This is a genomic window from Neoroseomonas soli (assembly GCF_018129065.1).
Classification (GTDB): Bacteria; Pseudomonadota; Alphaproteobacteria; order Acetobacterales; family Acetobacteraceae; genus Neoroseomonas; species Neoroseomonas soli.
On record NZ_JAAEDM010000077.1, the window covers coordinates 1 to 22,151 of the forward strand.

22 protein-coding genes are annotated in these 22,151 nt (G+C 71.9%); 15 read left to right on the plus strand and 7 right to left on the minus strand.

The features are described from left to right. A partial coding sequence (locus GXW76_RS20470; protein WP_211863957.1) for a DUF1800 domain-containing protein occupies positions 1–1,225 on the minus strand: 1,225 nt, incomplete at its 3' end. 231 nt (positions 1,226–1,456) lie between these two features. Between GXW76_RS20470 and fusA the strand changes: the two genes are divergently transcribed. The 3 genes from fusA (at position 1,457) to GXW76_RS20485 (ending at position 5,201) form a co-directional block, all read left to right on the plus strand. Then, positions 1,457–3,538: an elongation factor G gene (gene fusA / locus GXW76_RS20475; RefSeq protein WP_211863958.1), complete on the plus strand. Its 2,082-nt coding sequence runs from the start codon at positions 1,457–1,459 to the stop codon at positions 3,536–3,538. A gap of 134 nt (positions 3,539–3,672) precedes the next feature. Then, positions 3,673–3,918 carry a hypothetical protein gene (locus GXW76_RS20480; RefSeq protein ID WP_211863959.1) on the plus strand — a complete coding sequence of 82 codons (246 nt, stop codon included), beginning with the start codon at positions 3,673–3,675 and terminating at the stop codon, positions 3,916–3,918. Continuing rightward, positions 3,915–5,201, plus strand: coding sequence for a hypothetical protein (locus tag GXW76_RS20485; protein ID WP_211863960.1), 1,287 nt, complete (start codon positions 3,915–3,917; stop codon positions 5,199–5,201). Before GXW76_RS20480 ends, GXW76_RS20485 begins: the two co-directional genes overlap by 4 nt. Here GXW76_RS20485 and GXW76_RS20490 read toward each other — a convergent pair. Both GXW76_RS20490 and GXW76_RS20495 read right to left on the minus strand, forming a co-directional pair. After that, entirely contained in the window at positions 5,191–5,637 is a 447-nt protein-coding gene (locus GXW76_RS20490; protein ID WP_211863961.1) for a MaoC/PaaZ C-terminal domain-containing protein, read from the minus strand. The two genes, GXW76_RS20485 and GXW76_RS20490, sit on opposite strands and share 11 nt — an antisense overlap. 29 nt (positions 5,638–5,666) lie before the next feature. Next, a complete protein-coding gene (locus GXW76_RS20495; protein WP_246514563.1) occupies positions 5,667–6,449 on the minus strand; it encodes an SDR family oxidoreductase in 783 nt (260 codons plus the stop codon). Between the two features lie 104 nt (positions 6,450–6,553). Between GXW76_RS20495 and GXW76_RS20500 the strand changes: the two genes are divergently transcribed. From GXW76_RS20500 to GXW76_RS20515, 4 genes are all read left to right on the plus strand, one after another. Next, the gene (locus GXW76_RS20500; RefSeq protein ID WP_211863962.1) at positions 6,554–7,561 is read left to right on the plus strand and encodes an SPFH domain-containing protein; all 1,008 of its coding nucleotides are present in this window, start codon (positions 6,554–6,556) and stop codon (positions 7,559–7,561) included. Next, entirely contained in the window at positions 7,546–7,971 is a 426-nt protein-coding gene (locus tag GXW76_RS20505; protein WP_211863963.1) for an NfeD family protein, read from the plus strand. Before GXW76_RS20500 ends, GXW76_RS20505 begins: the two co-directional genes overlap by 16 nt. A 79-nt stretch (positions 7,972–8,050) precedes the next feature. Beyond that, positions 8,051–8,542 carry a host attachment protein gene (locus GXW76_RS20510; protein ID WP_211863964.1) on the plus strand — a complete coding sequence of 164 codons (492 nt, stop codon included), beginning with the start codon at positions 8,051–8,053 and terminating at the stop codon, positions 8,540–8,542. Positions 8,543–8,598: 56 nt separating this feature from the next. After that, positions 8,599–8,913 (plus strand): hypothetical protein, encoded by a 315-nt coding sequence (locus GXW76_RS20515; protein ID WP_211863965.1) that lies wholly within the window; start codon positions 8,599–8,601, stop codon positions 8,911–8,913. A 142-nt stretch (positions 8,914–9,055) separates the two neighbouring features. Here the strand turns inward: GXW76_RS20515 and GXW76_RS20520 are convergent, their stop codons facing one another. After that, entirely contained in the window at positions 9,056–10,108 is a 1,053-nt protein-coding gene (locus GXW76_RS20520; protein ID WP_211863977.1) for an LLM class flavin-dependent oxidoreductase, read from the minus strand. A gap of 67 nt (positions 10,109–10,175) precedes the next feature. Further along, positions 10,176–10,427, minus strand: coding sequence for a hypothetical protein (locus tag GXW76_RS20525; protein ID WP_211863966.1), 252 nt, complete (start codon positions 10,425–10,427; stop codon positions 10,176–10,178). Between the two features lie 262 nt (positions 10,428–10,689). Between GXW76_RS20525 and GXW76_RS20530 the strand changes: the two genes are divergently transcribed. From GXW76_RS20530 to GXW76_RS20545, 4 genes are all read left to right on the plus strand, one after another. Continuing rightward, positions 10,690–11,157 (plus strand): nucleoside deaminase, encoded by a 468-nt coding sequence (locus GXW76_RS20530; protein ID WP_246514564.1) that lies wholly within the window; start codon positions 10,690–10,692, stop codon positions 11,155–11,157. Between the two features lie 20 nt (positions 11,158–11,177). Then, the gene (locus tag GXW76_RS20535) at positions 11,178–11,759 is read left to right on the plus strand and encodes an excalibur calcium-binding domain-containing protein (RefSeq protein WP_211863967.1); all 582 of its coding nucleotides are present in this window, start codon (positions 11,178–11,180) and stop codon (positions 11,757–11,759) included. A 166-nt stretch (positions 11,760–11,925) separates the two neighbouring features. After that, positions 11,926–12,399, plus strand: a complete 474-nt coding sequence (locus GXW76_RS20540) for a hypothetical protein (protein ID WP_211863968.1) — start codon at positions 11,926–11,928, stop codon at positions 12,397–12,399. Further along, complete coding sequence (locus tag GXW76_RS20545) at positions 12,399–12,911, plus strand: hypothetical protein (RefSeq protein WP_211863969.1); 513 nt, start codon at positions 12,399–12,401, stop codon at positions 12,909–12,911. Before GXW76_RS20540 ends, GXW76_RS20545 begins: the two co-directional genes overlap by 1 nt. A 101-nt stretch (positions 12,912–13,012) precedes the next feature. Here GXW76_RS20545 and GXW76_RS20550 read toward each other — a convergent pair whose 3' ends face one another. Beyond that, positions 13,013–14,293, minus strand: a complete 1,281-nt coding sequence (locus tag GXW76_RS20550; RefSeq protein ID WP_211863970.1) for a DUF445 domain-containing protein — start codon at positions 14,291–14,293, stop codon at positions 13,013–13,015. 182 nt (positions 14,294–14,475) lie between these two features. Here GXW76_RS20550 and GXW76_RS20555 point away from each other — a divergent pair, with 182 nt between their 5' ends. The 4 genes from GXW76_RS20555 to GXW76_RS20570 all read left to right on the plus strand — a co-directional run bounded on the left by GXW76_RS20555 (position 14,476) and on the right by GXW76_RS20570 (position 19,028). Continuing rightward, positions 14,476–15,225, plus strand: coding sequence for a metal ABC transporter ATP-binding protein (locus GXW76_RS20555; protein WP_211863971.1), 750 nt, complete (start codon positions 14,476–14,478; stop codon positions 15,223–15,225). Positions 15,226–15,387: 162 nt separating this feature from the next. Next, positions 15,388–16,257, plus strand: a complete 870-nt coding sequence (locus GXW76_RS20560; RefSeq protein WP_211863972.1) for a metal ABC transporter permease — start codon at positions 15,388–15,390, stop codon at positions 16,255–16,257. A 52-nt stretch (positions 16,258–16,309) separates the two neighbouring features. After that, entirely contained in the window at positions 16,310–17,464 is a 1,155-nt protein-coding gene (locus GXW76_RS20565) for an NADH:flavin oxidoreductase/NADH oxidase (protein WP_211863973.1), read from the plus strand. Positions 17,465–17,528: 64 nt separating this feature from the next. Continuing rightward, positions 17,529–19,028 carry an SLC13 family permease gene (locus GXW76_RS20570; protein ID WP_246514565.1) on the plus strand — a complete coding sequence of 500 codons (1,500 nt, stop codon included), beginning with the start codon at positions 17,529–17,531 and terminating at the stop codon, positions 19,026–19,028. 126 nt (positions 19,029–19,154) lie between these two features. Here the strand turns inward: GXW76_RS20570 and GXW76_RS20575 are convergent. Beyond that, on the minus strand, positions 19,155–22,151 hold a 2,997-nt coding region (locus GXW76_RS20575; RefSeq protein ID WP_211863975.1), incomplete at its 5' end, for a translocation/assembly module TamB domain-containing protein.

Below are 22,151 nucleotides of genomic sequence, written 5' to 3' on the forward strand. Positions count from 1 at the left end.
CGCGCAGTGTCTCCGGCCGGCAGAGCGGGCCGAGCACCGCCTCGGCCACCTCCGCCGCGTCGCGCCCGGCGCCGCGGGCGGAGACGCCGCTCGCCCATTCGACGCGGCGGATCATGCTTTCGGGCGCGGCCCATTCGCTCGCCACGTCCGGCCAGCCGTTCGGCGCGCGGGCGTTCCACAGCGGCTGGCCGAGGAATTGCAGCGTGCCGAAGGCGCGTTCGGCGGCCTCGGGCGGGGCCTCGAGCGCGCGCAGCACGGCGATGACGTAATCATAGGGCGCGCGCAGCTTCGCCAGCGGCATGCTCCAGGCCTGCGGCAGCCGCACCAGCGCGCGGGATGCGGCGCCGAGGTCGCCCTCGGTCTCCCGCAGCACGGCGAAGATGGCCTCCACGGCCTCCGGCGGCGGGTCGTCGGCGACAAAGTGGCGGACCAGTTTGGTGGCGATGTGCCGGTGCGTGGCCTCGTGCCGGCCGAGCCAGGCGAGCAGTTGCAGCCCGCCCTCCTGGCTTTCGGGCCAGACGCGGCCCATCACCGTCTTGGTGCCGGGCTCGTGCGCCGCCGGGCGGAAGATGAAGCCGAAGGGCTCGCGCCCCGGGGCGAAGGACCAGCCGGTGAGCACCTTGGCGAAGGCGGTGACGTCGGCCTGGGTGTAGCCGGCGGCGGGCGTGAGGGTGTGCAGCTCCAGGATCTCGCGCGCCAGGTTCTCGTTCAGGCCGCGACGGGAACGCTGCCCGGCGGGGCTGCCCGGCCCGACCGAGCCCTGGTTGTCGAGATAGGCGAGCATCGCCGGGTGGCGGGTCGCGGCCACCAGCATGTCGTCGAAGCGGCCGAGGATATGGGGGCGGATCGCCTCGCGCACGAAATGGCCGACGGTGTAGGGCGCCTTGCCCCGCGCCACGGTGAAGTGGTTGGCCCAGAAGGCGACCAGGCGCTCGCGGAAGCCGTTCGGCGTCACGATGGCATGGGCGATGAAGGCTTCGGCTTCCCCGCGGACGATGCGCTGCTGGTTCGCGCGGCCCATGCCGGCGCGGACGCTCTCGTTGTCCTCGGCGGCGGCGGCGAAGATGCCGGGCAGGGTGGGTGGCACCCCCTCGGGCAGTGTAGGGGCGGGCAGGCCGGGGGCGAGTTGCGAGTCGAGCCAGGCGGCGGGGTCGGCCGGCACGGGGTCGCCCGGCCGCCGGCCCAGTGCGAAGCGGGTGGCGGCGATGGCGTGCGCGCTCTCCATATTGATAATTCTAGCCACTGCCGGCGGCCGAGGCATGCAATGAAGTGTGTCGCGCGTTTTCGGCCGGGCCCTTTGGCGGCCAGGACGGGCCTCCCATCACCATGTTGCGCTTGCAAAGCGGGCTGAGACATCGCAGATAGCCGCGACCGACTGATCGGCGAGAACCTTTGCGGGCGGCGAGGGGGGGTTGCTCCCTCGCGGGCGCTCGTTTCTGCTTTATGGAGGCCCATCGTGGCGCGCACCCCGCTCGAGAAGATCCGAAATATCGGGATCACGGCGCATATCGACGCCGGCAAGACCACCACGACTGAGCGCATCCTCTATTACACCGGCAAGTCCCACAAGCTCGGCGAGGTGCACGAGGGCAGCACCACGACCGACTACATGGAGCAGGAGCGCGAGCGCGGCATCACCATCACGTCCGCCGCCGTGACCGCCGTGTGGAAGGACCACCGGATCAACGTCATCGACACCCCGGGCCACATCGACTTCAACATCGAGGTGAACCGCTCGCTGCGCGTGCTCGACGGCGCGGTGTTCGTGATCGAGGGCGTGGCCGGCGTGCAGCCGCAGTCCGAGACCAACTGGCGCCTCGCGGACCGCTACAACGTTCCCCGCATCATCTACATCAACAAGCTCGACCGCACGGGCGCGGACTTCTTCCGCGCGGCGGCGACGCTGACCGAGAAGCTCGGCATCAACTGGGTGGCGCTGCAGGTCCCCATCGGCATCGAGGACCAGCTGAAGGGCATCGTCGACCTGGTCGAGATGAAGGCCCTGATCTGGGAAGGCGACGACCTGGGCGCGAAGTACCATGAGGCGCCGATCCCCGACGACCTCAAGGAAGTCGTGGCCGAGTACCGCCAGAAGCTGCTCGACACCGCCGTCGGCATCGATGAGACGGCGATGGAGGAGTACTTCGAGAAGGGCGACGTCTCGGTCGCGACCCTGAAGAAGTGCATCAAGAAGGGCACGATCTCCGGCGAGTTCCGCCCGGTGGTCTGCGGCTCCTCCTTCAAGAACAAGGGCGTTCAGCCGCTGCTGGATGCCGTGATCGAATACCTGCCGTCCCCGGTGGACATCGAGGGCATCAAGGTCGCCCCCGAGGAAGGCCAGGACGAGCACGCCGAGCGCCGCATCATCCCCGCGACCGAGGACGGGCCCTTCGCCGGTCTCGCGTTCAAGATGATCAACGACAAGTACGGCAACCTGACCTTCGTGCGCGTCTATCGCGGCGTGCTGCGGTCCGGTGACCAGGTGCTGAACACCAGCAAGGGTCACAAGGAACGCGTCGGCCGCATGTTCCAGATGCACGCCGACAAGCGCGAGGAGATCAAGGAGGTCCACGCCGGCGACATCGCCGCCTTCGTGGGCCTGAAGGACACCGCGACGGGCGACACGCTGGCCGACCCCGCCGATCCGGTGGTGCTGGAGCGCATGGCCTTCCCGGTGCCGGTCATCGACATCTCCGTCGAGCCGAAGACCAAGGAAGGCATCGAGAAGATGACGATCGGCCTGCAGAAGCTGGCCGGCGAGGATCCGTCCCTGCGCCTGCGCACGGACCAGGAGACGGGCCAGACCATCCTCTCGGGCATGGGCGAGCTGCACCTCGAGATCATCATCGACCGCCTGAAGCGCGAGTTCAACGTGGACGCCAACATCGGCGCCCCGCAGGTCGCGTACCGCGAGACGATCACCAAGCCGCACACCGAGATCTACACCCACAAGAAGCAGTCGGGCGGTTCGGGCCAGTACGCCGAGGTGAAGATCACCTTCGAGCCGAAGGAGCGGAACGAGGGCATCGAGTTCGTCAACGCCGTGGTCGGCGGCTCGGTGCCGAGGGAATACATCCCGGCGGTCGAGAAGGGCATCAAGGTGCAGGCCGACACCGGCGTGCTCGCCGGCTTCCCGACGGTGGACTTCAAGTACACCCTGCTGGACGGCAAGTACCACGACGTCGACTCGTCGGCCCTGGCCTTCGAAATCGCCGGCAAGGCCTGCTTCCGCGAAGGCATGAAGAAGGCCGGCCCGGTCATCCTCGAGCCGATCATGGACGTGGAAGTCACCACGCCGCAGGACCACGTGGGCGACGTCGTCGGCGACCTGAACCGCCGCCGCGGCGTGATCCAGTCCCAGGACATGGCCGGCACCTCGGTCATCGTCCGGGCGCACGTCCCGCTGAAGGAGATGTTCGGCTACATCTCCAACCTGCGTGGCATGACGAAGGGCCGTGCGTCCTTCTCCATGCAGTTCCACCACTACGATCCGGTGCCGCGCAACGTCGCGGACGAGATCATGGCGAAGTCGGCCTGATCCAGGCAGCCTGAAGGGCTTCACGGGACGGCGCGGAGGGGCAATCTTCCGCGCCGTTTTCGTTTCGGGGGTCACTTGCGGCCGGGATGCGGCGCGGCCCATCCTGGACGGGCCGAACCGGGAGGACCGCGCGCATGAAGTCCGTCGCCGCCGCAATCGCCGTGGCCGTTTTGTTCACCCCCGTTGCCGCGCGCGCGGACTACTACGTCTACTGCGCCAATGGCCGGATCGAGGTGGACAGCCGCAACCCCGAGCAGATGAGCAACGCGCGCGGTTCGGGCGTCTGCCAGATGGGACCGAGATTCGGCTTCCTCTCCGACGCGCAGAGCTTCGCCCAGCGCAATTTCGGTGGCGCCGGCCAGGCCTGTTCCTGCCGGTGACGGAGCACCAGAAGCCCGACCAGGAGGAGACGGCACGCATCATCGCGGCCATGAGCATGCCGGCTTCGCCGCCCCCGCAGGGGCGCGGGCGCCGCTGGCTGCTCGGCGCGGCCGTGGTGTCGGTGGCTGCCGCCGGGGTCGCCGGTGCGGCCTTCCTCTGGCCGGAACCGGAACCCGTGCCGCAGCGCCTCGGCCCGCGGGTCCTGGTGCCGCCACTGTTGCGCGCCACGGTCGGCGGGGATGACCGCATCTTCGCCCTCGTCCGCCGCAGCGAGCAGGATGAGACCGACCCGCCGGGAACCGCCGCGCCGCGCGACCGGATCGAGTTGCTCGCCTTCGCCGCGGATGGCCTCGCGCCGCGCCTCGAGGTCCACCTCGCCTCGGTGCAGCGCGGAGCGATAGCCGATGCCGCGCTGATCGCCGAGCAGGGGGCGACGATCTGGCTCTGGCTCGGCGGCCTCGGCGCGCTCTCCGCCGTGGACGGGCAGGTGCTGGCCGACGGCGACGGGCTGGCGCAGCTGAACGCCGAGATCGCAGAGGCCCTTGCCTCCGGCCGGCGCACCTTCCGGCTGGCCGACGCCCTGGTCGTCGAGGCCGGCGCGCCGACGCGCGGCTGGCGCATCGACCCGCGCGACTTCCGCGCCTCTCCCGCCGACGGGCCGCCAGCGCGGCCGTTGCCCCGGCTGCATCCCGCCGCCCTTCACGGCAGCGGCGGGCCCACTGCCTTCCGTATCGCCGAGGCGCGGCTGGAGGCGACCTGGTTCGGCCTGCCGGCAGAGAGCACGAAGCTCGTCCCACCGCTGGCGCCGATGGTCCAGGGCCGGTTCCTGACTGCGGCCACACTGCCGCCCGGCATGCGCCAGGCGCTTTGGCGCGGGCAGGTGCGCGTGACCTCCGCCGCGCCGTCCTCGGCGCCGCCCGCGCTGATGCAGCGCTGGGGCGTAGGCGAGCGGGTCACAGACCTCGCGACCGTGCCGGCGGCGGCGGGGCTCGCGCTTGCCGGCTTCCTCACCGCGGGGACCGAGGCGCCCCTGCAGATGGCCGGCCCGCCCGGCCTGCTGCTGCTGCACGGGGAGGCGGGGCGGCGGTTGTCCCTGATGCGCCTGGGGCCCGAGGGCCAGCCGCTGTGGCACGCCGAATTGCCCATCCTGCGGCTGCGCAGCGTGCTGCCCGGCGCACGGCACCTCACGCTCGTCGGCTGGGGTGCCACGGATGCCGAGGAGGAGGTGCTGTCCGTCGCCCTGGACAGCGGCGCCCACGCGCGGCGCGCCGTCAGCGCTTGAGGAAGTGCGTCCCGAGGGCGTCGAGCACGATCACGTTGTCCGCCGTCCGCCGCGCGGTATGGCGCAGCTTGGCGATGCCGAGCGCCCGGCCGGAGCGGGAGGGTCGGACCTCCACCACCTCCGTGCGGATGGCGATCTCCTCGCCTGGCCGCAGCGGCGCCGGCCATTTCGTGTCGATCTGGTTGCCGCCGAGCGAGATGCCTGCGATCAGCCCGCTGCCCATCACCCGGCCGAACACGGCCGAGAGCGTGTGCAGCCCGCTGGCGACGAGTTCGCCGAAGATGCTGTCCTTCGCCGTCTCGGGATCCAGGTGGAAGTATTGCGGGTCGTATTTCGAGGCGAACTCGACGACCTCCTCCAGCGACAGCGTCAGTGTGCCGAGGTCCCAGCCCATGCCGGGCGAGAGGTCGTCGAGTGAGCGGATCGGTTCGGTCATCGCCGGGGAAGGTAGCGGAACGGCGGGTTTCAGCCCAGCCGCTGCAGGTCCCCGTCGATCGCCAGCGCCTGGCCGCTGATCGTCGCCCCGAAGGGCGAGCAGAGGTAGAGCGCCATGTTGGTGATGTCGTGCTGCGTCACGTAGGTGCGCATGGAGACATCCTTCAGCAGTTCCGCCTCCTTTTCCTTGAATGCCACGCCCTGCGCCTGGGCCTTGGCCTCGATGACGCGGCGGATGCGGTCGCCGGCGACGAGGCCCGGCAGGATGGCGTTCACCCGGATGCGGTCCGGGCCGAGTTCGATCGAAAGCGACTTGGTGAACCCCACCACGCCCCATTTCGCCGCGGCATAGGGGCTGCGGAGCGGGAAGCCGAAGCGCCCCGCCGCCGAGGACAGGTTGACGATCGACCCGCCCCCCGCGGCGCGCAAATGCGGCACCGCGCGCCGCGCGCAGTGGAACATGGCCGCGAGGTCGATGCGCAGCGTCGCCTCCAGCGCCTCCGGCGTCACGTCCTCCACACGCGCGGTCGGCCCCGCAATGCCGGCATTGTTCACCAGCACGTCGAGGCCGCCGAGATGGGCCGCCGCATCGTCCACGAAGCGCTCGCATTCGGCCGTCTCGCCCATGTCGGCGCGCATCTTCGGGTGGGGGCAGGTGGCGAGCGCCTCGTCATCCACGTCGCAGACGAAGACGCGGGCGCCGCGCGCGGCGAAGGCGTCGGCCATGACGCGGCCGATGCCGCCCGCGCCGGCGCTGATCGCCACCCGCTGCCCGGCCAGGTCCACCGTCAGCGGCGTGTTGCAGGGCTCCATCGCGCATCCTCCCCCTGAAATGCTTCGCACATGGTCAGGCCGGGCGGGCGAGGCGGCAAGGGCATCGTTCCGTTCCGCCGGCGTGCAGGCTAGTCTCGCAGCCCATGAGCCTCTTCGACATCGTCTCCGCCTCCACCATCGTCCTGGTGGTCCTGCTGTTGCTGGCGGTGCTGACCGCCACCCGCGGCATCCGCACCGTCCCGCAGGGGGAGGTCTGGACGGTCGAGCGATTCGGCGCCTTCACCCGCATGCTCTCGCCCGGGCTCAACTTCATCATCCCCTACATCGACGGCGTTGGCCGGCGGGTGAACGTGCAGGAACAGGTGCTCGACATCCCCGAGCAGTCGGTCATCACGCGCGACAACGCGACCGTGGCGGTGGATGGCATCGTCTATTATCGTGTCATGGACCCGGCGAAGGCGGCCTACGCGGTGCAGGACCTCGGCGTGGCGCTGACCGCGCTGACCATGACCAACATCCGCGCCGTGATCGGCGAGATGGAACTGGACGCGACGCTGTCGGGGCGGGAACGGATCAACTCCTCCCTGCTCGCCATCCTCGACGGCGCGACGGACCCCTGGGGCGTGAAGATCGCCCGCGTCGAGATCCGCAAGATCGAGCCGCCCGAGAACCTGATCCGCGCCATGAACCTGCAGATGACCGCCGAGCGCGAGCGCCGCGCCACCGTCGCCAAGGCGGAAGGCGAGCGGGAGGCCGAGATCAAGCGCGCCGAGGGCGAGAAGCAGGCTCTCATCCTCCAGGCCGAGGGCCGGCGCGAGGCCGCCTTCCGCGACGCCGAGGCGCGCGAGCGCTCCGCCGAGGCCGAGGCCGCCGCGACCCGCATGGTGGCCGAGGTCGCCGCCGGCGCCGGCACCGACGCGCTGCGCTACTTCATCGCCGACAAATACGTGAAGGCCTTCGAGGTGCTGGCCGGCAACACGGCGCAGAAGCTGGTGATCGTGCCCATGGAGGCGAGCGCCATGGCCGGCGGCATCACCCAGGCGATGGAGCTGCTGCGCGGCCCGGAGGGCCGCACCCCGCCCGGTTCGCCGCGCCCGCCCGCAGCGCCACCCGCCCCGCCGGAGATGCCCTCCCCATGGACCCCGCGCTGATCTGGATCCTCGTCGGGCTGCTGCTGCTCGGCGCGGAAACCATCCTGCCCGGCGTCTTCCTGCTGTGGATCGGGATTGCGGCGGTCGGGACAGGGTTGATGCGGCTGGTCGTGACGCCGCCCTTCTGGATGACGGTCACGGTCTTCATCGTCCTGCTCGCGGCCGGGATCGCGGTGGCGCTGCGGCTGCGCCGCGCCGAGCATCCGCGCCCGCGCGTGAACACCCCCGATTCCGGCCTGGTCGGCCGCCTGGGCGTGCTGGTGGAACCGGGGCTCGCCGGCCCGCGCGTGCGCGTGGGGGATTCCGACTGGTCGGCGCGCCTGCCGCGCGACGTGGCCGAAAGCCCGGCAGGCACGCGAGTGAGGGTGGAGGGGGTGGACGGCACTACCCTGGTCGTCCGGCCCGACTAGCGGCCGCGCGTCCTTGCTCCCGATCAAGGCGGCGGGACGCGCGGAAGGGCATGAAGCCCCATCGACGGAGGAAGATCGCATGAGCACGAGCGCAACGACCATCGACGGCGGCCATGCCCGCCGCCTCTTCGTGGTGGCCAACGGCAGCCGCGGCAAGGCGTATCTCAAGCGCCTCGGCGAGACCGGCTACGACGCGATGATGTCCTGGGATTCGCCCGACGCCCGCACCAAGGATTCCGTGCTCGGCGAGGACAAGCCCGGCCGCGCCTTCGCCAGCGCCGGCGCCACCGCGCGCAGCGCGATGGAATACGACAACAAGGACGACAGCCCGAAGGAGCACGCCAAGCGCGACCTGGCACGCCAGATGGCGGAGGACATCGTCGCCGCCCTGAATACCGGCAAGGCCGACAGCTTCGCCCTGGTGGCGCCGTCGGCGGTGGCGACGGCCATCCTCTCCCACGTGCCGCAGGACCTGCGCCGTTCGCTTTCGAGGCAGGAGCACCACGACCTGACGAGCCTGCCGGTGGCCGAGGTCTTCACCCGCCTCGACGACCTTCGTCGCGGAGTGTAACGCCCCGGCGGTCGCCTCTTGATCCGGGCCCGGCCATGGGCCACGTCGAAGGAACCATGGATACGCATCGTCGCCCGCCCGTCCTCGACATGACGCCGGAGGGAGAATTCCGCGAACCCACCCCGCCGCCCGCGGGCGGCACGGCCGACCGGCTGCTCCAGCGACTCGGCGGTGCCGCCATGCTGGTGGCGGTGGCCGGTGCGGGGCTGCTGCTGGCGGGCCTCGCCATCCTCGCCATCGGCATCCTGGTGCCGGTGGTGATCGTGGCCGGCACGATCGGCGCGGCCTCGATCTGGTGGCGGGCGCGCCGGGCGCGTGCCACCGGCGCACCGCCACCCGAATCCGTCCGCTTCGTCGTCATCCGCCGCTGACGGCCATCAGGGACGGCGCCAGCCGTCCCGGGACGCTGCGCGATACGGAGCGGACCCCGATCCGGTGAAGCTCCCCGCGGTACGAAGCGCCCGCAGCGGTTCCTGCGAGGGCGCCGCGAACGGAAACCGCGCTCCGCGCCGCCTATTCCGCCGCCATCGCCACGCCGCCCTCGCGCAGGCCGAAGACCTGGGCGAGCAGCGTGTAGGACCGGCGCCGCGCCACCGCGTCGTGGCAGTGGGTGATGACGGCGAATTCCGCCACGCCGCCATGCGCGGCCGAGAGCGCCTCGAGCTTCGCCTTCACCTGCTCCGGCGCGCCGACCATCGCGGCCTCCCGCATCTTCTCGACACGCGCGAGTTCAAGGTCGGAATAGGCGTATTCCTCCGCCTCCTCGACCGAGGGCAGCGGCAGGTAGAGCCCGCGGTCGCGCTTCAGCCGCCACAATTCGCGGGACCGGAACAGCCGCCGGGCCTCGGCCTCCGTGTCCGCCACCAGGCAATAGACGCCGAGCCCCGGATGCGGCGCCGCCAGCCGCCCCAGCATGTCCGGCTTGGGCTGGAAGGATTCGCGATAGACCGCGATCGCCTGTTCCGACCCGCCGCCGTCGCTGAAGAAATGCGCGAAGCAATAGGGCAGGCCGAAATACCCCGCGACCTGCGCGCCGTAGTCGGAACTGCCGAGGATCCACATCTCCGGCCGGGTATCGACCGCCGGCTGGGCGACGATGCTGCGGAAGGGGTGGTTCTCCGGCAGGCCGTCCCCGTGCCAGCCGAGCACTTCCATCACCTGGGCTGGGAAGCGGTCCGCGGCCTGGTTGGCATTGGGGTTCAGCGCGAAGGCGGTGCGCCCGTCCGAGCCCGGGGCGCGGCCGACGCCGAGGTCGATCCGGCCCGGCGCGATCGCCTCCAGCACGCGGAACTGCTCGGCCACCTTCAGCGAGGAATAATGCGGCAGCATCACCCCCGCGGAGCCGACTCGGATGCGCTGCGTCGTCGCCGCGATCGCCGCCATGAGCACCTCCGGCGCCGCGCCGGCGTGGGATGCGCTGTTGTGGTGCTCGGCGCACCAATAGCGGCGGAAGCCGAGTGCGTCGCAATGCTTCGCGAGCGCCAGGGTTTCACGGATCGCCTCGCCCGGCGTGCGGCCGGAGGCGACGGAGGATTGGTCGAGGACGGAGAGGGTGAAGCCGCTCATGCCCGACAAGGTAGCGCAGCCTTCCTCCGGGGGGAGGGGGAGGTGGCGCCTTTCGGCCTCGCCCGGGTCAGGCGACCTCGGTGCCTCGCATCTCGCTGCGCAGTGCGATCACGGGCGGGATGGGGAGGGGCGGATGCGACACCGCCGTCTGCCGGTCCGCGAGCATGGCGTCCAGTGCGGCGCCAATCGGAGGTTGTGCATCATAGAGGTCCAGCAACTCGCGCACCTGCTGTAGCCGCTGGTATGTCATGGAGCCGCAAAGCTCCTGCAGGATGGCGTGCTCCTCGTTGCGGAGCGCGGCGATCAGGCTTTGGTCCATGAATGCCCCCTCGAACTGGCCTGTGATCACACATTAACCAATGTGATCGTGTCTTTCCAATAAGTTGAAGGATTGCGACCACACTCCGCGCGAATCGCGATCTTGTGGCTGATCGGACGGGTAGCCACAAGATCTTGCTCGCGCAATGGTTGGTGTCGGTTGCGGGGATGCAAGCGAACAGCATCCGCTCACGGCTCCGGCATTTTCCTTGCGATGCTGTTGCACGGTGGCCACGGTGTTGCCCACGGATCGGGAGAGAGGGATGGACGAGGCGGCCTTCATGCGGCGGGCGATCGCGCTGTCCTGCCAGGGGGTCGAGGAAGGTGGCGGCCCCTTCGGTGCCGTCGTGGTGCGGGACGGGCGCATCCTCGGCGAGGGCCGCAACGCGGTGGTGCCCAACCGCGACCCGACGGCCCATGCCGAGATCGTCGCCATCCGCGCCGCCTGCGCCGCGATCGGCACGCACGACCTGAGCGGGGCGGTGATCTACACCTCCTGCGAGCCCTGTCCGATGTGCCTCGGCGCCGTGTGGTGGGCGCGCATCCGGGAGATCGTCTACGCGAACGACCGTATCGGCGCGGCGGCGATCGGCTTCGACGATGCCGCGATCTACGAGGAAGTGGCCGCACCGCTCGCCACCCGCCGGCTTCCCCTGCGCCGGTTCATGGCGGAGGAGGCCAGGATCGCCTTCCGCGCGTGGGAGGCGAAGGTGGACAAGGTGCCCTACTGATGGCGGCGCCAGGCCGACGAATGCCGTGGCTGCGTCTTGCCGGCGCATCCCTGCTCGTCGGACTGGCCGGAGCAAGTTGCGCCGGCGCCGCCTACGCCACGCTGCATCCCTCATGCCGGGTCGGTCTTGCCAGTCAGGCCTGCGCCACGGGAATCGGGATGCTGGCGTTGGGCGGGGGCCTGCTCGGAGCCGGGATCGGCCTGATCCTGGGCATCGTGTTCCATGGCCGCGATCAACGCGCAGCGAGCGCAACGCGGTATCCGGTGCCTGCGCATGGTTCCGTGCCGAGCGTCGGCAGCCGGATGCGTCGCGGGTGGCATGCCGCGCGGCGTGCCTGGTGGCGCCACCGGTCCCGGATCGGGCTGCTCGTCGTGGCCGGGGCAGCCATTGCGGCGGCAGGCGGCTTCCTCCTCGACGTCCTCGTCCGCAGCCCCTGGCCGGCAGACGTGACGCTGCGGCACTACCAGGCGAGGCGGAACTGCGACGCGGCCCGCGCGGTTGGTCTGGCACCGGCCTACCGCGGGCAGCCCGGCTACTGGCAGCACCTGGATGCCGACAATGATGGCATCGCGTGCGAGCCTTATCCCGTTCGCCGATGGTGAAGGGCTGCGCGCGAGGCATTGCCGGCGCTGCCTCCTCCAGCGCCTTGGAGGGACGGAAAGTCATGGCACCATCGCAATGTCGCGTTACGCTGCGGCCTCTGGCCAGTGAAGGAACATCGATGGGCCGCATGACGCAGCAGGCGGCCGCCGGGGCGATGGCACGCCGATGACCTCCCAACCCCCGCCAGACGCCGTGGTCCTGTCCATCACCGGCCTGCAGGGACCGGCGGACGCGGCCGCTGTGCAGGCTGCGCTGATGCGCTGCGATCCCGCCGCGCGGCTCTGGACCGACTGGCCGCGTGCGCTCGTCGCTGTGCAGTCCGGGGCGCCGCCCACGGCGCTCTGCGCAGCGGTCCAGGGGGCGGGTTATGGCGTGCTGGTGAACGGTGGCCCACGCGCGCGAGGCAGCATCGCCGGCATCTTCGGGCGGATGCTGCTGTTCGGCCTGCTTGGGCTCTTCGTCGGGATGGCGCTCGGCATCGGGTTTGGCCTGGCCAATTCCGCGCTCAACCCGAACTGCCGCGGCAGCGGGAACTGCGCCATCGGCGTCGGGGTCTTCGGTGGCCTCGGCGCCTTCCTCGGCGCGCCGGCCGGCGCGGTGGTGGGACTGCTGGTGGGGTTGGCACGGAGATGGCGGTGATGCCCGGCGAACCGGGCCGGCCGCCCGGATCGCGTGTCCCGCCCCCGGGCGCGGTGTTGCTCTCCGTCAGCGGGCTGCGCGGGCCCGAGGACCACGCCTCCGTGCTGGCCGCCATCCGCCAGCGGGATCCCGCCGCCGTGGTCTGGACCGATTGGCCGCGCGGCCTGGTGGCGGTGCAAACCGACTGGCCGCCGGAAATCCTGCGCGTGGCCGTGCAGGATGCCGGATTCATTGCCGCCTGGCTCGCTCACCCGCCGCTGGAGATCAGCGCGCGAGGCGCGGCCGCTGCGGTCGTGCGCGTGATCGGCTTCGGGCTGGCGGGCTTCGTCCTCGGCGCCTTGGGTGGCGTTGCGCTGGCGCTGGCGAATATCGCGCTCAATCCCGCCTGCGGGTCGCCGGGCGATTCCGGCGGCTGCGCCATGGGCATACCGATGTTCGCAATCGGCGCGGGCTTCCTCGGCGCGGCGGCGGGCGCGGTGGTCGCGGTGGTGAAGATCGCCCGCCGGCGCTAGAGCGGTTTCCGTTCGCCTCGGCTCACGAACACCGCTCCAGGCCTTTGTTTTTTGCGAGCATCTTCACTCGATCAGGTGATTCCACCCGATCGGGATCTGCTCTAGCCCGCCACCCGCCCGAACATGGCCGTCAGCAAGGCAAACAACGCCCCGCCCGCGAGGAACCCCACCAGGGTCCCGTTCATCCGCACATATTGCAGGTCCCGCCCGACGCGCAGCTCGATCTTCTCGGCCACCGTCGCCGCATCCCAGTTCGCCACCACGCCCGCGATGAAGTCGGAGAGTTGCGTCTGCGCCGAGGGCAGCAGCGTCATCAGCACGCCCTCGGTCGTGCGGTTCAGGCGGTCGCGTGCCGCAGGGTCCTCGGCCAGTAGCGTGCCAGCATTGGCGAAGACCCCGGCAAGCAGCGCCACCGTGCGCCCGTCCGGCCGCGCCGCGTCCGCCACCAGCGCGGCACGCAGCCGCCCCCAGACATCGATCAGCCAGGCGGCGACGGAGGGATGCGCCAGCGCCTCCCGCAGTACGCGGCCGATGGCGGCGGCGCGCTCGGGGTCCGTCTCCAGGCGCTCGATCTCATGCCCCAGCCATTCGGCGAAGGCGGCGCGCAGGTCGGAATCGCCAGGCTCGACCTTCTCCAGTTCGGCGTTGATGGCGTGCAGGATGCGCTTCGCTACCGTCGCGCCGGCGAGCCAGCCGATCACGGCCCCGCCCTCGGCGCGGATGCGCGCCTCGATCGCCGTCCGCAGCGCGTCCTCCCGCGCCGCCACCAACACCTTCAACTGGCCGATGGCGAGGCCGAACACCTCCTGGTGCCGGCCGGAGGCCACGAAGGCGCGCAGCACGCGCGCCACCAGCCGCGCCCCGGCCGGGCCGGAGACGATGCGCGGCAGCAGCCGCACCAGCAGCCGCTTCGCCCGCCCGTCCTCGAGGCTCGCGACCAGCCGCGGCAGGCTGCGCGCCAGCGCCGCCGCCGCGGGCTTCGACGCCGCCGGATCGGCCAGGAACTTCTGCACGATGCGCGCGAGGTCGAGCCGCCCCAGCACCCGCCGTACCTCGGCCTCGGTGAAGACGTGCGAGGACACGAACCGCCCGAGCGCCCGCCCCAGCCTTTCCTTCTGGTTCGGCACGATGGCGGTGTGCGGGATGGGCAGGCCGAGCGGATGGCGGAACAGCGCCGTCACCGCGAACCAGTCGGCCAGGCCGCCGACCACCCCCGCCTTGGCCGAGGCCTGCAACAGATCCGTCCAGTAGCCCGGCGGCATGTGGTAGGTGCCGACCAGCAGCGCCCCCATGCCCACGAGCATCCCCGTCGCCACCGCCCGGTGGCGCGCCAGGCTGCGACGGAGATCGGCGTCCGGATCGATCGGAAGGCTGCCCTGCATGGGACGCGGAGATAAGCCGCCGCGCCGCCCTTGCCCAGCGGGCAGCGCATGTTACATCATAACACCATGCTTTCCGGCCTGACCGACCCGCTGGCGCTGTCCTCCTCGGCTGCCTCCCGCCTGTTCCTGGCGGGCGCCGTCACGGCCGTGCTGTGGGCGGCCGTGCTGTGGGCGGTGGCGGCATGAGCGCGGATCGCTCCCCCGCCGGGATCCGGCTCGAGAACCTGACGCTGACGCATGGGCGCCACCCGGCGGTGCACCATGTCTCCGGCCGCTTCGCCCCGGGCAGCCTGACCGCCGTGGTCGGCCCGAACGGCGCCGGCAAGACCACGCTGCTGCGTGCGCTCGCCGGGCTGCACAAGCCCGAGAGCGGCCGCATCATGCATGAGGGCACGGCCCGCATCGCGCTGCTGCCGCAACTGGCGGCCCTGGACCGTGGCTTCCCGATCGCGTGCCTCGACGTCGTGATGCAGGGGCTCTGGCCGCGCCTCGGCGCCTTCCGCGGCGTGCCGGCCGAGGAACGCCGCCGCTCCGAGCAGGCGCTGGAAGCCGTCGGCCTCGGCGGCTTCGGGAAGCGGCCGGTGGGCTCGCTGTCCGCCGGGCAGACACAGCGGCTGCTGTTTGCCCGCCTGCTGGTGCAGGACGCGGACATCCTGCTGCTCGACGAGCCCTTCAACGCGGTGGACGCCAAGACCTCGGCCGACTTGCTGCGCCTGGTGCGGGACTGGCACGGGGAAGGGCGGACGGTGATCGCGGTGCTGCACGACCTCGACCTGGTGGCGCGGGATTTCCCCGAGACGCTGCTGATCGCCCGTGACGCCATCGCCTGGGGCCCGACCGTGCAGGCTCTCTCCGCCACCAACCGCCTGAAGGCGCGCATGATGGCCGAGGCCTGGGTGGAAGAGGCCGAACACTGCCACCGCGCGGCGTAGGTGATGCCCCAGACGCCGATGCAGGCATCCGCGCGCTTGGCTTGCGCGCCCTGCACTGTTGCTGCGGCGGCTGCGGGTAGTCCGGGCGCGGTCGCGCTGTGCGCTCCCGGCCCGATGCGGGGCACCGGGCCGCGTCTGCGGCGTGCCTGATCCGGTTTTGGCATGTACGACCTGCTGATCGCCCCCTTCGCCGAATTCGGCTTCCTGCGCCGCGCGCTGGTCGGCTGCATGGCGCTGTCCGTCTCCGCGCCCGTGCTCGGCGTCTTCCTGGTGCTGCGGCGCATGAGCCTGACGGCGGACGTGCTGGCGCATGGTGCGCTGCCCGGCGTGGCGCTGGGTTTCCTGCTGGCGGGGCTGTCGGCGCCCGCGCTGTGGGCCGGCGGACTGGTCGCCGGGCTGCTGGTGGCGGTCGGTGCCGGCGCTCTCTCCCGCGCCACCGGCGGGCGGGAGGATGCGACGCTCGCCGCGCTCTACCTGCTCGCGCTCGGCGCCGGCGTCGCGATGATCTCGATGGGCGGGGGCGGGGCGGTTGATCTCTCGCACATCCTGTTCGGGTCCGTGCTCGGCGTGGACGATGCGGCGCTGCTGCTGATGGCCGGCGTGGCGACGCTGACGCTCGCGGTGCTGGCCTTCGCCTGGCGGCCGCTGGTGCTGGAATGCTTCGACCCGTCCTTCGCCGCCGCGGCCGGCGCGCGTGGCGGGCTGTGGCACATGGTCTTCCAGGCGCTGGTGGTGGTGAACGTGCTGTCGGCGTTCCAGGCACTCGGCACGCTGATGGCGGTGGGGCTGATGATGTTGCCCGCCATCGCCGCGCGGCACTGGGCGCGGGAGGTCTCGGGCATGGCCTATGCGGCGGTGGGGATCGCGCTGGCGTCGTCGCTTTCGGGGTTGCTCGTCTCCTACCATGCGGATGTGCCGACCGGGCCGGCGATCGTGCTGATGGCGGGCTTCGCATGGGCCGTCTCCGTGCTGGCAGGGCCGGTGGATGGGCTGCTGCCGAGGTTGCTTCGGCGGCGCCATCTGGCGGGGTAGCGCCAGCCGTTCCATCCTGGGCGCAACCAATCACCCAGGAGGACGTCCCCGCATGGGATCGCTGCTGTTCTCGCCGCTGACGCTGCGCGGCCTGACCATCCCCAACCGCGCCGTGGTGCCGCCGCTCTGCCAGTATTCGGCGCAGGAGGGCATGGCGAACGACTGGCACATGGTCCAGCTCGGCCGCTTCGCCGTCGGCGGCTTCGGCCTGGTGTTCAGCGAGGTCGTCTCCGTCCTGCGCGAGGGCCGCATCACCCATGGCGATCTTGGCCTCTGGTCGGACGACCATGTCGCGCCGCTGAAGCGCATCGCGGACTTCATCAAGGCGCAGGGCGCGGTACCGGGCGTCCAGCTCGGCCATGCCGGCCGCAAGGGATCGATGCAGCGCCCCTGGGAAGGCAATGGCCCGCTCGGCCCGGACCAGTTCGCCAAGGGCGAGACCACCTGGGACATCGTCTCCGCCGTCGCCAAGCCGATCGCCGAGGGCCACCTGACGCCCGCCGCGCTCGACGCCGGCGGCATGGCGCGCATCCGCGATGCCTTCGCCGACGCCGCGAAGCGTGCCCGCGCCGCGGGGTTCGAGGCGGTGGAGGTTCATTGCGCGCATGGCTATCTGCTGCACCAGTTCCTCTCGCCGCTGTCGAACACGCGCAACGACGGTTTCGGCGGCGACCTCGCCGGCCGCATGCGCTTCCCGCTCGAGGTCATCCGCGCCGTGCGCGAGGCCTGGCCGGAGAACCTGCCGGTCTTCGTGCGCATCTCCGCCGTCGATGGCCTGGACGGCGGCTGGACGATGGAGGACAGCCTCGCCTTCGCGCGCGCGATGAGGCCGCTCGGCGTGGATGTGGTGGACTGTTCCTCCGGCGGCATCGGCGGCAGCGCGACGGGGTCGAAGCGCGTCCCGCGCGGCTACGGCTTCCAGGTGCCCTACGCCGCGCAGATCCGGCGCGAGGCCGGCATCGCCAGCATGGCAGTCGGCCTCATCATCGGCCCGCACCAGGCCGAGGCTGCGCTCGATTCCGGCGAGGCGGATCTCATCGCCATCGGGCGCGAGGCCATGAACAACCCCAACTGGGCGCTGATGGCGCGCGCCATGCTGGAACCCGGCACGACCGAGGAGGTCTTCGCCTGCTGGCCGCCACAGCATGGCTGGTGGATGGAGAAGCGCGCCGCCGTCATGCAGTCGCTCGGTGCGCCGCCGGCTTGATCGGCGTCAAGGCGCCCGCGGCTCCGCGAGGCGAATCTGGCAAGGGTCACGGGGAGGGGCGCGCATGGCGACGGCAGCGGCGGAGAGCACGGACGGCGCGCGGCGATGGATCGGCCTCGGCCTTGCCCTTGCGGTGCTGGCGGCCGCGGTGCTGGCACCTCCCCTGGCCGGACTGCCCGTCGCGGGGCAGCGCGCCATCGGCATCCTCCTCTTCGCGGTCGTGCTCTGGGTGACGGAAGCGGTGGACCTGACGGTCTCCGCCTTCCTGATCAGCAGCCTCATCATCCTGCTCGTCGGCACCTCGCCGGACATGCAGGACGCGACCAAGGTCATCGGCATCGCCCGCGCGCGCGACATGGCGATCGCGGGCTTCGCCAACAACGCGGTGGCGCTCGTCGCGGCCGCGCTGGTCTTCGCCGCGGCGGTGACGGCGACGGGGCTCGACCGGCGCATCGCGCTCGCCACGCTGTCGCGGGTCGGCACCAGGCCGCAGGGGATCTTGGCCGGCACGCTCGCGGTCGGCATCGTGCTGGCCTTCCTGGTGCCCTCGGCCACCGCGCGCGTTTCGGCCGTGGTGCCGATCGTGCTCGGCATCATCGCCGCCTTCGGGATGCAGCGCGACAGCCGGCTCGCGGCGCTGCTGATGATCGGATCGGCGCAGATCTGCTCGGTGATGAACATCGGCGTGCTGACGGCCGCGGCGCAGAACGCGACCTTCCTCGGGCTGATCCGCGGCGCCATCCCGGGCGCGACGGTCACCTGGCTCGACTGGCTGATCGCCGCCGCGCCCTTCTGGCTGATCATGACGCCGGTCGTCTATGCCGTGCTCTGGCGCTTCCACACGCCGGAGGCCGAGGTCGCATCCGGCGGCGCGGAATCCATCGCGGGCGAACTCAAGGCCCTCGGCCCCATGAGCGGGGCGGAGAAGCGCACCCTGCTCGCCGGCATCCTGCTGCTCGGCTTCTGGGCGACCGAGGGCAAGCTGCACCCGCTCGACACCGCGTCCTCGACCATCATCGCGGTGACGGTGCTGATGCTGCCACGCATCGGCGTGATGACATGGAAGCAGGCGCAGGCGGCGGTGCCCTGGGGCACGCTGATCCTCTTCGCAACCGGCATCGCCCTGGGCACCGTGCTGGTGCAGACGCGCGGCGCGGGCTGGATGGCGAACCAGATCGTGGACATCTTCGCCCTGCGCCACGCCACACCCTTCATGGTCGTCGCGGTGATGGCGGCCTTCCTGATCGTGGTGCATCTCGGCTTCGCCTCGGCCACCGCGCTGGCCGCCGCCTTCATCCCGATCGTGATCTCCGTGCTGCAGGAGGTCTCGCGCGCCGGCGTACCGGTGAACGTGGTGGGGCTCACCATGGTCCTGCAGTTCGTCGTCTCCTTCGGCTTCCTGCTGGTGGTGAACGCGCCGCAGAACATGGTCGCCTTCGGCACTGGCACCTTCCAGGCGCGCGACTTCATGCGCTCGGGCATCGTCATCACCGTGATCGGCTATGCGCTGATCCTGCTGCTGACGGCGACCTGGTGGGACTGGCTGGGGTATGTGAGGGGTTGAGCGGCGCTCATACTGGCGGCAGCGACCGCTGACCCCTCGCGAGCGGTCGTTGCCGCCCATATCCCCATTGCCTTGCACGCGGCCGCCCACCAGCCCCGCGTGCGGACACGCCCGGCAAGGGGCGCATCAGTACTCCCACTCGAAGGACAGCCCCACCCGGTCCCCGCCCGCGCTGCTGCCGCCCGTCTCGGCATCCAGGCGCAGGCGGGGCAGCAGGTCGATCTGCACGCCGACGCGCGGCGCCCCGCCCTCGGTGCCCTGGCGGACACCGAGATAGACGCCGTCCGCCACGTAGCGCCCCGTCTCCAGCGTCGCGCCCTGGGTGCGGGTGTTGGTGGCGTTGCGTTCCTCTCCCACCGCCAGGCGGTCCAGCGCCAAGGCGCGCCGGATGCGGTCGATGATGCCGCCGGCGCCCGGCGTCTCGATCCCCGCCGCCCCGGCCAGCACCTGGGCCAGTTGCGCCAGTTGGAAGGGAGAAAGCTCGCTCGCCCGCCGGTCGAAGAGCAGCCGTGCCAGGATCTCGTCCTGCGGCAGTTCGGGCGTGGAGGAGAATTCCAGCCTCGGATCGTTCGCCGGCCCGGTGACGGTCACGTTCGCCGTCACTTCCCGCGCGCGGGAGGAAGCCAGGAAGTCGAGGCTCGGCACCAGCGTGCCGGCATCGAAGGCGATGGTGCCGCGGCGGAAGTCGATCCGCCGGTCGAAGACCGAGATATTGCCCCGCCGCAGGTTCAGCCCGCCCGTCACCGCCGGCGCCGCGACGGTGCCGCCGATGCCGAGCGTGCCGCCGAACTCCGCGTCGATCCCACGCCCGCGCACGAAGACCGCGCGCGGCGCCTCCACCGCGATCTCCAGCGCGATGTTCGGCATCCCGGTCGGCGCGCCCGCCGGCGGCGGTGGATTGAGCGGAGGCGTCCCGGCCGGCCGCGTGCCGCGCTCCCGCACCCCATCCAGGTGCTGCACGGAAGCCGGCAGGCGTTCCGGCACGGTGATGTCCATGCGCTGCACCGCGATGCGTCCCGCGAGCCGCGCCTCCTCCAGCGCGCGGCCGAGGAAGCGCAGATCGGCGTCGAAGGCGCTCGAAACCAGGTCCGAGCGCAGCGGCCGTGCGCCCCGCGCGGTCACCGCGATCTCCACCGGCAACCCCGGCGCGAAGGGCGATAGCGTCCCCGTCACCCCGAGCGTCCCGCCGCCCGGCGTGCGCGCGTCGAGCCGTTCGATGGTCACGCGCTCCCCGTCGCCGCGGATCGAGGCGGCGATGTCGGTCAGCGTCACGCCCTGGGCGAGGTCGCGGAAGGCGCCGTTCGCGAGCGTCGCCTGCCCGCCGATGCGCGGCGCGCCGACCGTGCCGCCGACTTCCGCCTGGACTGTGAGCCGCCCCGCCACGCGCTGCGACCCGGCCGCCAGCAGCGGGCCGGCGAGCGCGGCGAGATCGGCATTGGCATCGAGCCGCACGGCGAGCGGCGCATTCGCCGCGAAGCCGTTCGGCAGTCGCGCGGTGCCGTTGGCGCGCAGTGCATTCCCGGCGGCGGCGTCGAGCCGCACCTCCGCGGCACGCGCCCCGGCCGTGCCCTCCACCACGATGCGCGCCGCCGGCACGCCGCGCATCGCGGGCTCGGGGCTGCGCAGGCCGGTTGCCTCGATGCGGAAGCGCGCGGAGGGATCGGCAACGGGGCCGGTGACGCGGGCCTCGCCGCCGATCACGCCTTCCACCGCGACATCCGGCGCGGCGAGGGCGGCGATGGCGGCCACCGGCAACGCCTGCAAGGTCGCGCGGATGTCGGCGTTTTCCGGCCCCCAGCGACCTTCCGCGCGCAGCGTGCCGCCGCGCCCGGTGGTCAGCGCCAGGGTCTCGATGCCGACGCCGCCATCCGCGGCGAGCGTCACCCGCGCCGGGGCGGTCAGGCGCAGGGAGTCGGTGCCGCGCCGCAGCAGCATCTCCGCGATCTCGACGCGACGCGTGGCGCCGTCCTGGGTCAGCCGGGCGCGGGTGTTCAGGCGCGCCTCGGCGGCCTGCGCCTCGACGACCGCTTCCAGCGCCGCGAGGCTGCCGCGCATCGTCACCTTCCCGCCCAGCGCCGTGCCGCCGACGCTGGCCTGCGGGATGTCCAGCGCCACGTCGAGGCCCTGCACGCCGTCGCGCACATCGAACACCCCGCGCAGCGCCGAGCGCCCCGTCAGCGGCGTGCCCGCCAGCGCCGAGAAGGGCGCGAGGTCCGCGACCTCCAGCGATGCGTCCCCGGCGAAGGTCGCCGCCTGCGGGTCAAGCACTCCCCGCGCCGCCAGCCGTGCCGGACCGAAACCCGCCGCGAGACGCTCGAGCCGCACCCTCTCGCCTTCCGGCAGCGCGCTGAGATCGAGCGTCGCCGCAAGCCCGGCATAGGTCGCGCGCAACCGCCCTTCGGCGCGCGGCGCGGACAGCGGCGTGGCGATGTTCAGCGCGAGGTCCAGCGCTTCCAGCACCTGGCCTGCGCGTTCGACCCGCTCCCCGCGCGCGGTGATGGCGAGCGAGGGATCGCTCCGCGGCCCGGTCGCGCGCAGTTCCGCGTCCAACGCCCCGGCCATGCCCGGCAGCAGCGGCGCGAGGTCCGCAACATGCGCACGCAGCGTCGCATCGAGCGTCTCCCCCACATCGCCCTCCGCCGTGACGCGCAGCGCGGCGCCGTCGAGCGACAGTGACTCCAGCCGATCCGGCAACGCCGCGCGCAGCGCGACGCGCGGCGTTGCCCCGAGCGCCGCTGCCAGCGCCGGCGTGTCGCTGCCGAAGCCTTCCAGCGCGGCGTCGAGTATGACGCGCGGCGCGTTCATGCTGCCGGTGGCGCGCCCCTCGGCGCGCAGCGCATCCCACCGCGCGGCGGGCGGCAGCAGCGGGCCGAGCACCGTGCTCGCCCCGAGCGCCACGCGCGCCGAGACATCGAGCGTCTGCCCCGCAAGGTCCGCGCTGCCTTCCGCCTCGGCCTGCCCGGCCGGCACCTGCACCGCAAGCCGCCGCAGCGCCAGCCGCTGCCGCGCATCGAGCGCGGCGTCGAGCGTCACCTCAGCCGGCATGGCCGCCCGGCGCATGTCTTCGGGCAGCAGCGGCGCGGCGGCGGCGCGCAGCGTCAGGGTCGCGCCGGCCGAGCCATC

Bases quoted from the DNA above. Each gene is read 5' to 3' on its own strand.
- GXW76_RS20480 (WP_211863959.1), top strand. From the start codon at position 3,673: ATGAAGTCCGTCGCCGCCGCAATCGCCGTGGCCGTTTTGTTCACCCCC.
- GXW76_RS20490 (WP_211863961.1), bottom strand. From the start codon at position 5,637: ATGACCGAACCGATCCGCTCACTCGACGACCTCTCGCCCGGCATGGGC.
- GXW76_RS20495 (WP_246514563.1), bottom strand. From the start codon at position 6,449: ATGGAGCCCTGCAACACGCCGCTGACGGTGGACCTGGCCGGGCAGCGG.
- GXW76_RS20500 (WP_211863962.1), top strand. From the start codon at position 6,554: ATGAGCCTCTTCGACATCGTCTCCGCCTCCACCATCGTCCTGGTGGTC.
- GXW76_RS20505 (WP_211863963.1), top strand. From the start codon at position 7,546: ATGGACCCCGCGCTGATCTGGATCCTCGTCGGGCTGCTGCTGCTCGGC.
- GXW76_RS20510 (WP_211863964.1), top strand. From the start codon at position 8,051: ATGAGCACGAGCGCAACGACCATCGACGGCGGCCATGCCCGCCGCCTC.
- GXW76_RS20515 (WP_211863965.1), top strand. From the start codon at position 8,599: ATGGATACGCATCGTCGCCCGCCCGTCCTCGACATGACGCCGGAGGGA.
- GXW76_RS20520 (WP_211863977.1), bottom strand. From the start codon at position 10,108: ATGAGCGGCTTCACCCTCTCCGTCCTCGACCAATCCTCCGTCGCCTCC.
- GXW76_RS20525 (WP_211863966.1), bottom strand. From the start codon at position 10,427: ATGGACCAAAGCCTGATCGCCGCGCTCCGCAACGAGGAGCACGCCATC.
- GXW76_RS20530 (WP_246514564.1), top strand. From the start codon at position 10,690: ATGGACGAGGCGGCCTTCATGCGGCGGGCGATCGCGCTGTCCTGCCAG.
- GXW76_RS20535 (WP_211863967.1), top strand. From the start codon at position 11,178: ATGCCGTGGCTGCGTCTTGCCGGCGCATCCCTGCTCGTCGGACTGGCC.
- GXW76_RS20540 (WP_211863968.1), top strand. From the start codon at position 11,926: ATGACCTCCCAACCCCCGCCAGACGCCGTGGTCCTGTCCATCACCGGC.
- GXW76_RS20545 (WP_211863969.1), top strand. From the start codon at position 12,399: ATGCCCGGCGAACCGGGCCGGCCGCCCGGATCGCGTGTCCCGCCCCCG.
- GXW76_RS20550 (WP_211863970.1), bottom strand. From the start codon at position 14,293: ATGCAGGGCAGCCTTCCGATCGATCCGGACGCCGATCTCCGTCGCAGC.
- GXW76_RS20555 (WP_211863971.1), top strand. From the start codon at position 14,476: ATGAGCGCGGATCGCTCCCCCGCCGGGATCCGGCTCGAGAACCTGACG.
- GXW76_RS20560 (WP_211863972.1), top strand. From the start codon at position 15,388: ATGTACGACCTGCTGATCGCCCCCTTCGCCGAATTCGGCTTCCTGCGC.
- GXW76_RS20565 (WP_211863973.1), top strand. From the start codon at position 16,310: ATGGGATCGCTGCTGTTCTCGCCGCTGACGCTGCGCGGCCTGACCATC.
- GXW76_RS20570 (WP_246514565.1), top strand. From the start codon at position 17,529: ATGGCGACGGCAGCGGCGGAGAGCACGGACGGCGCGCGGCGATGGATC.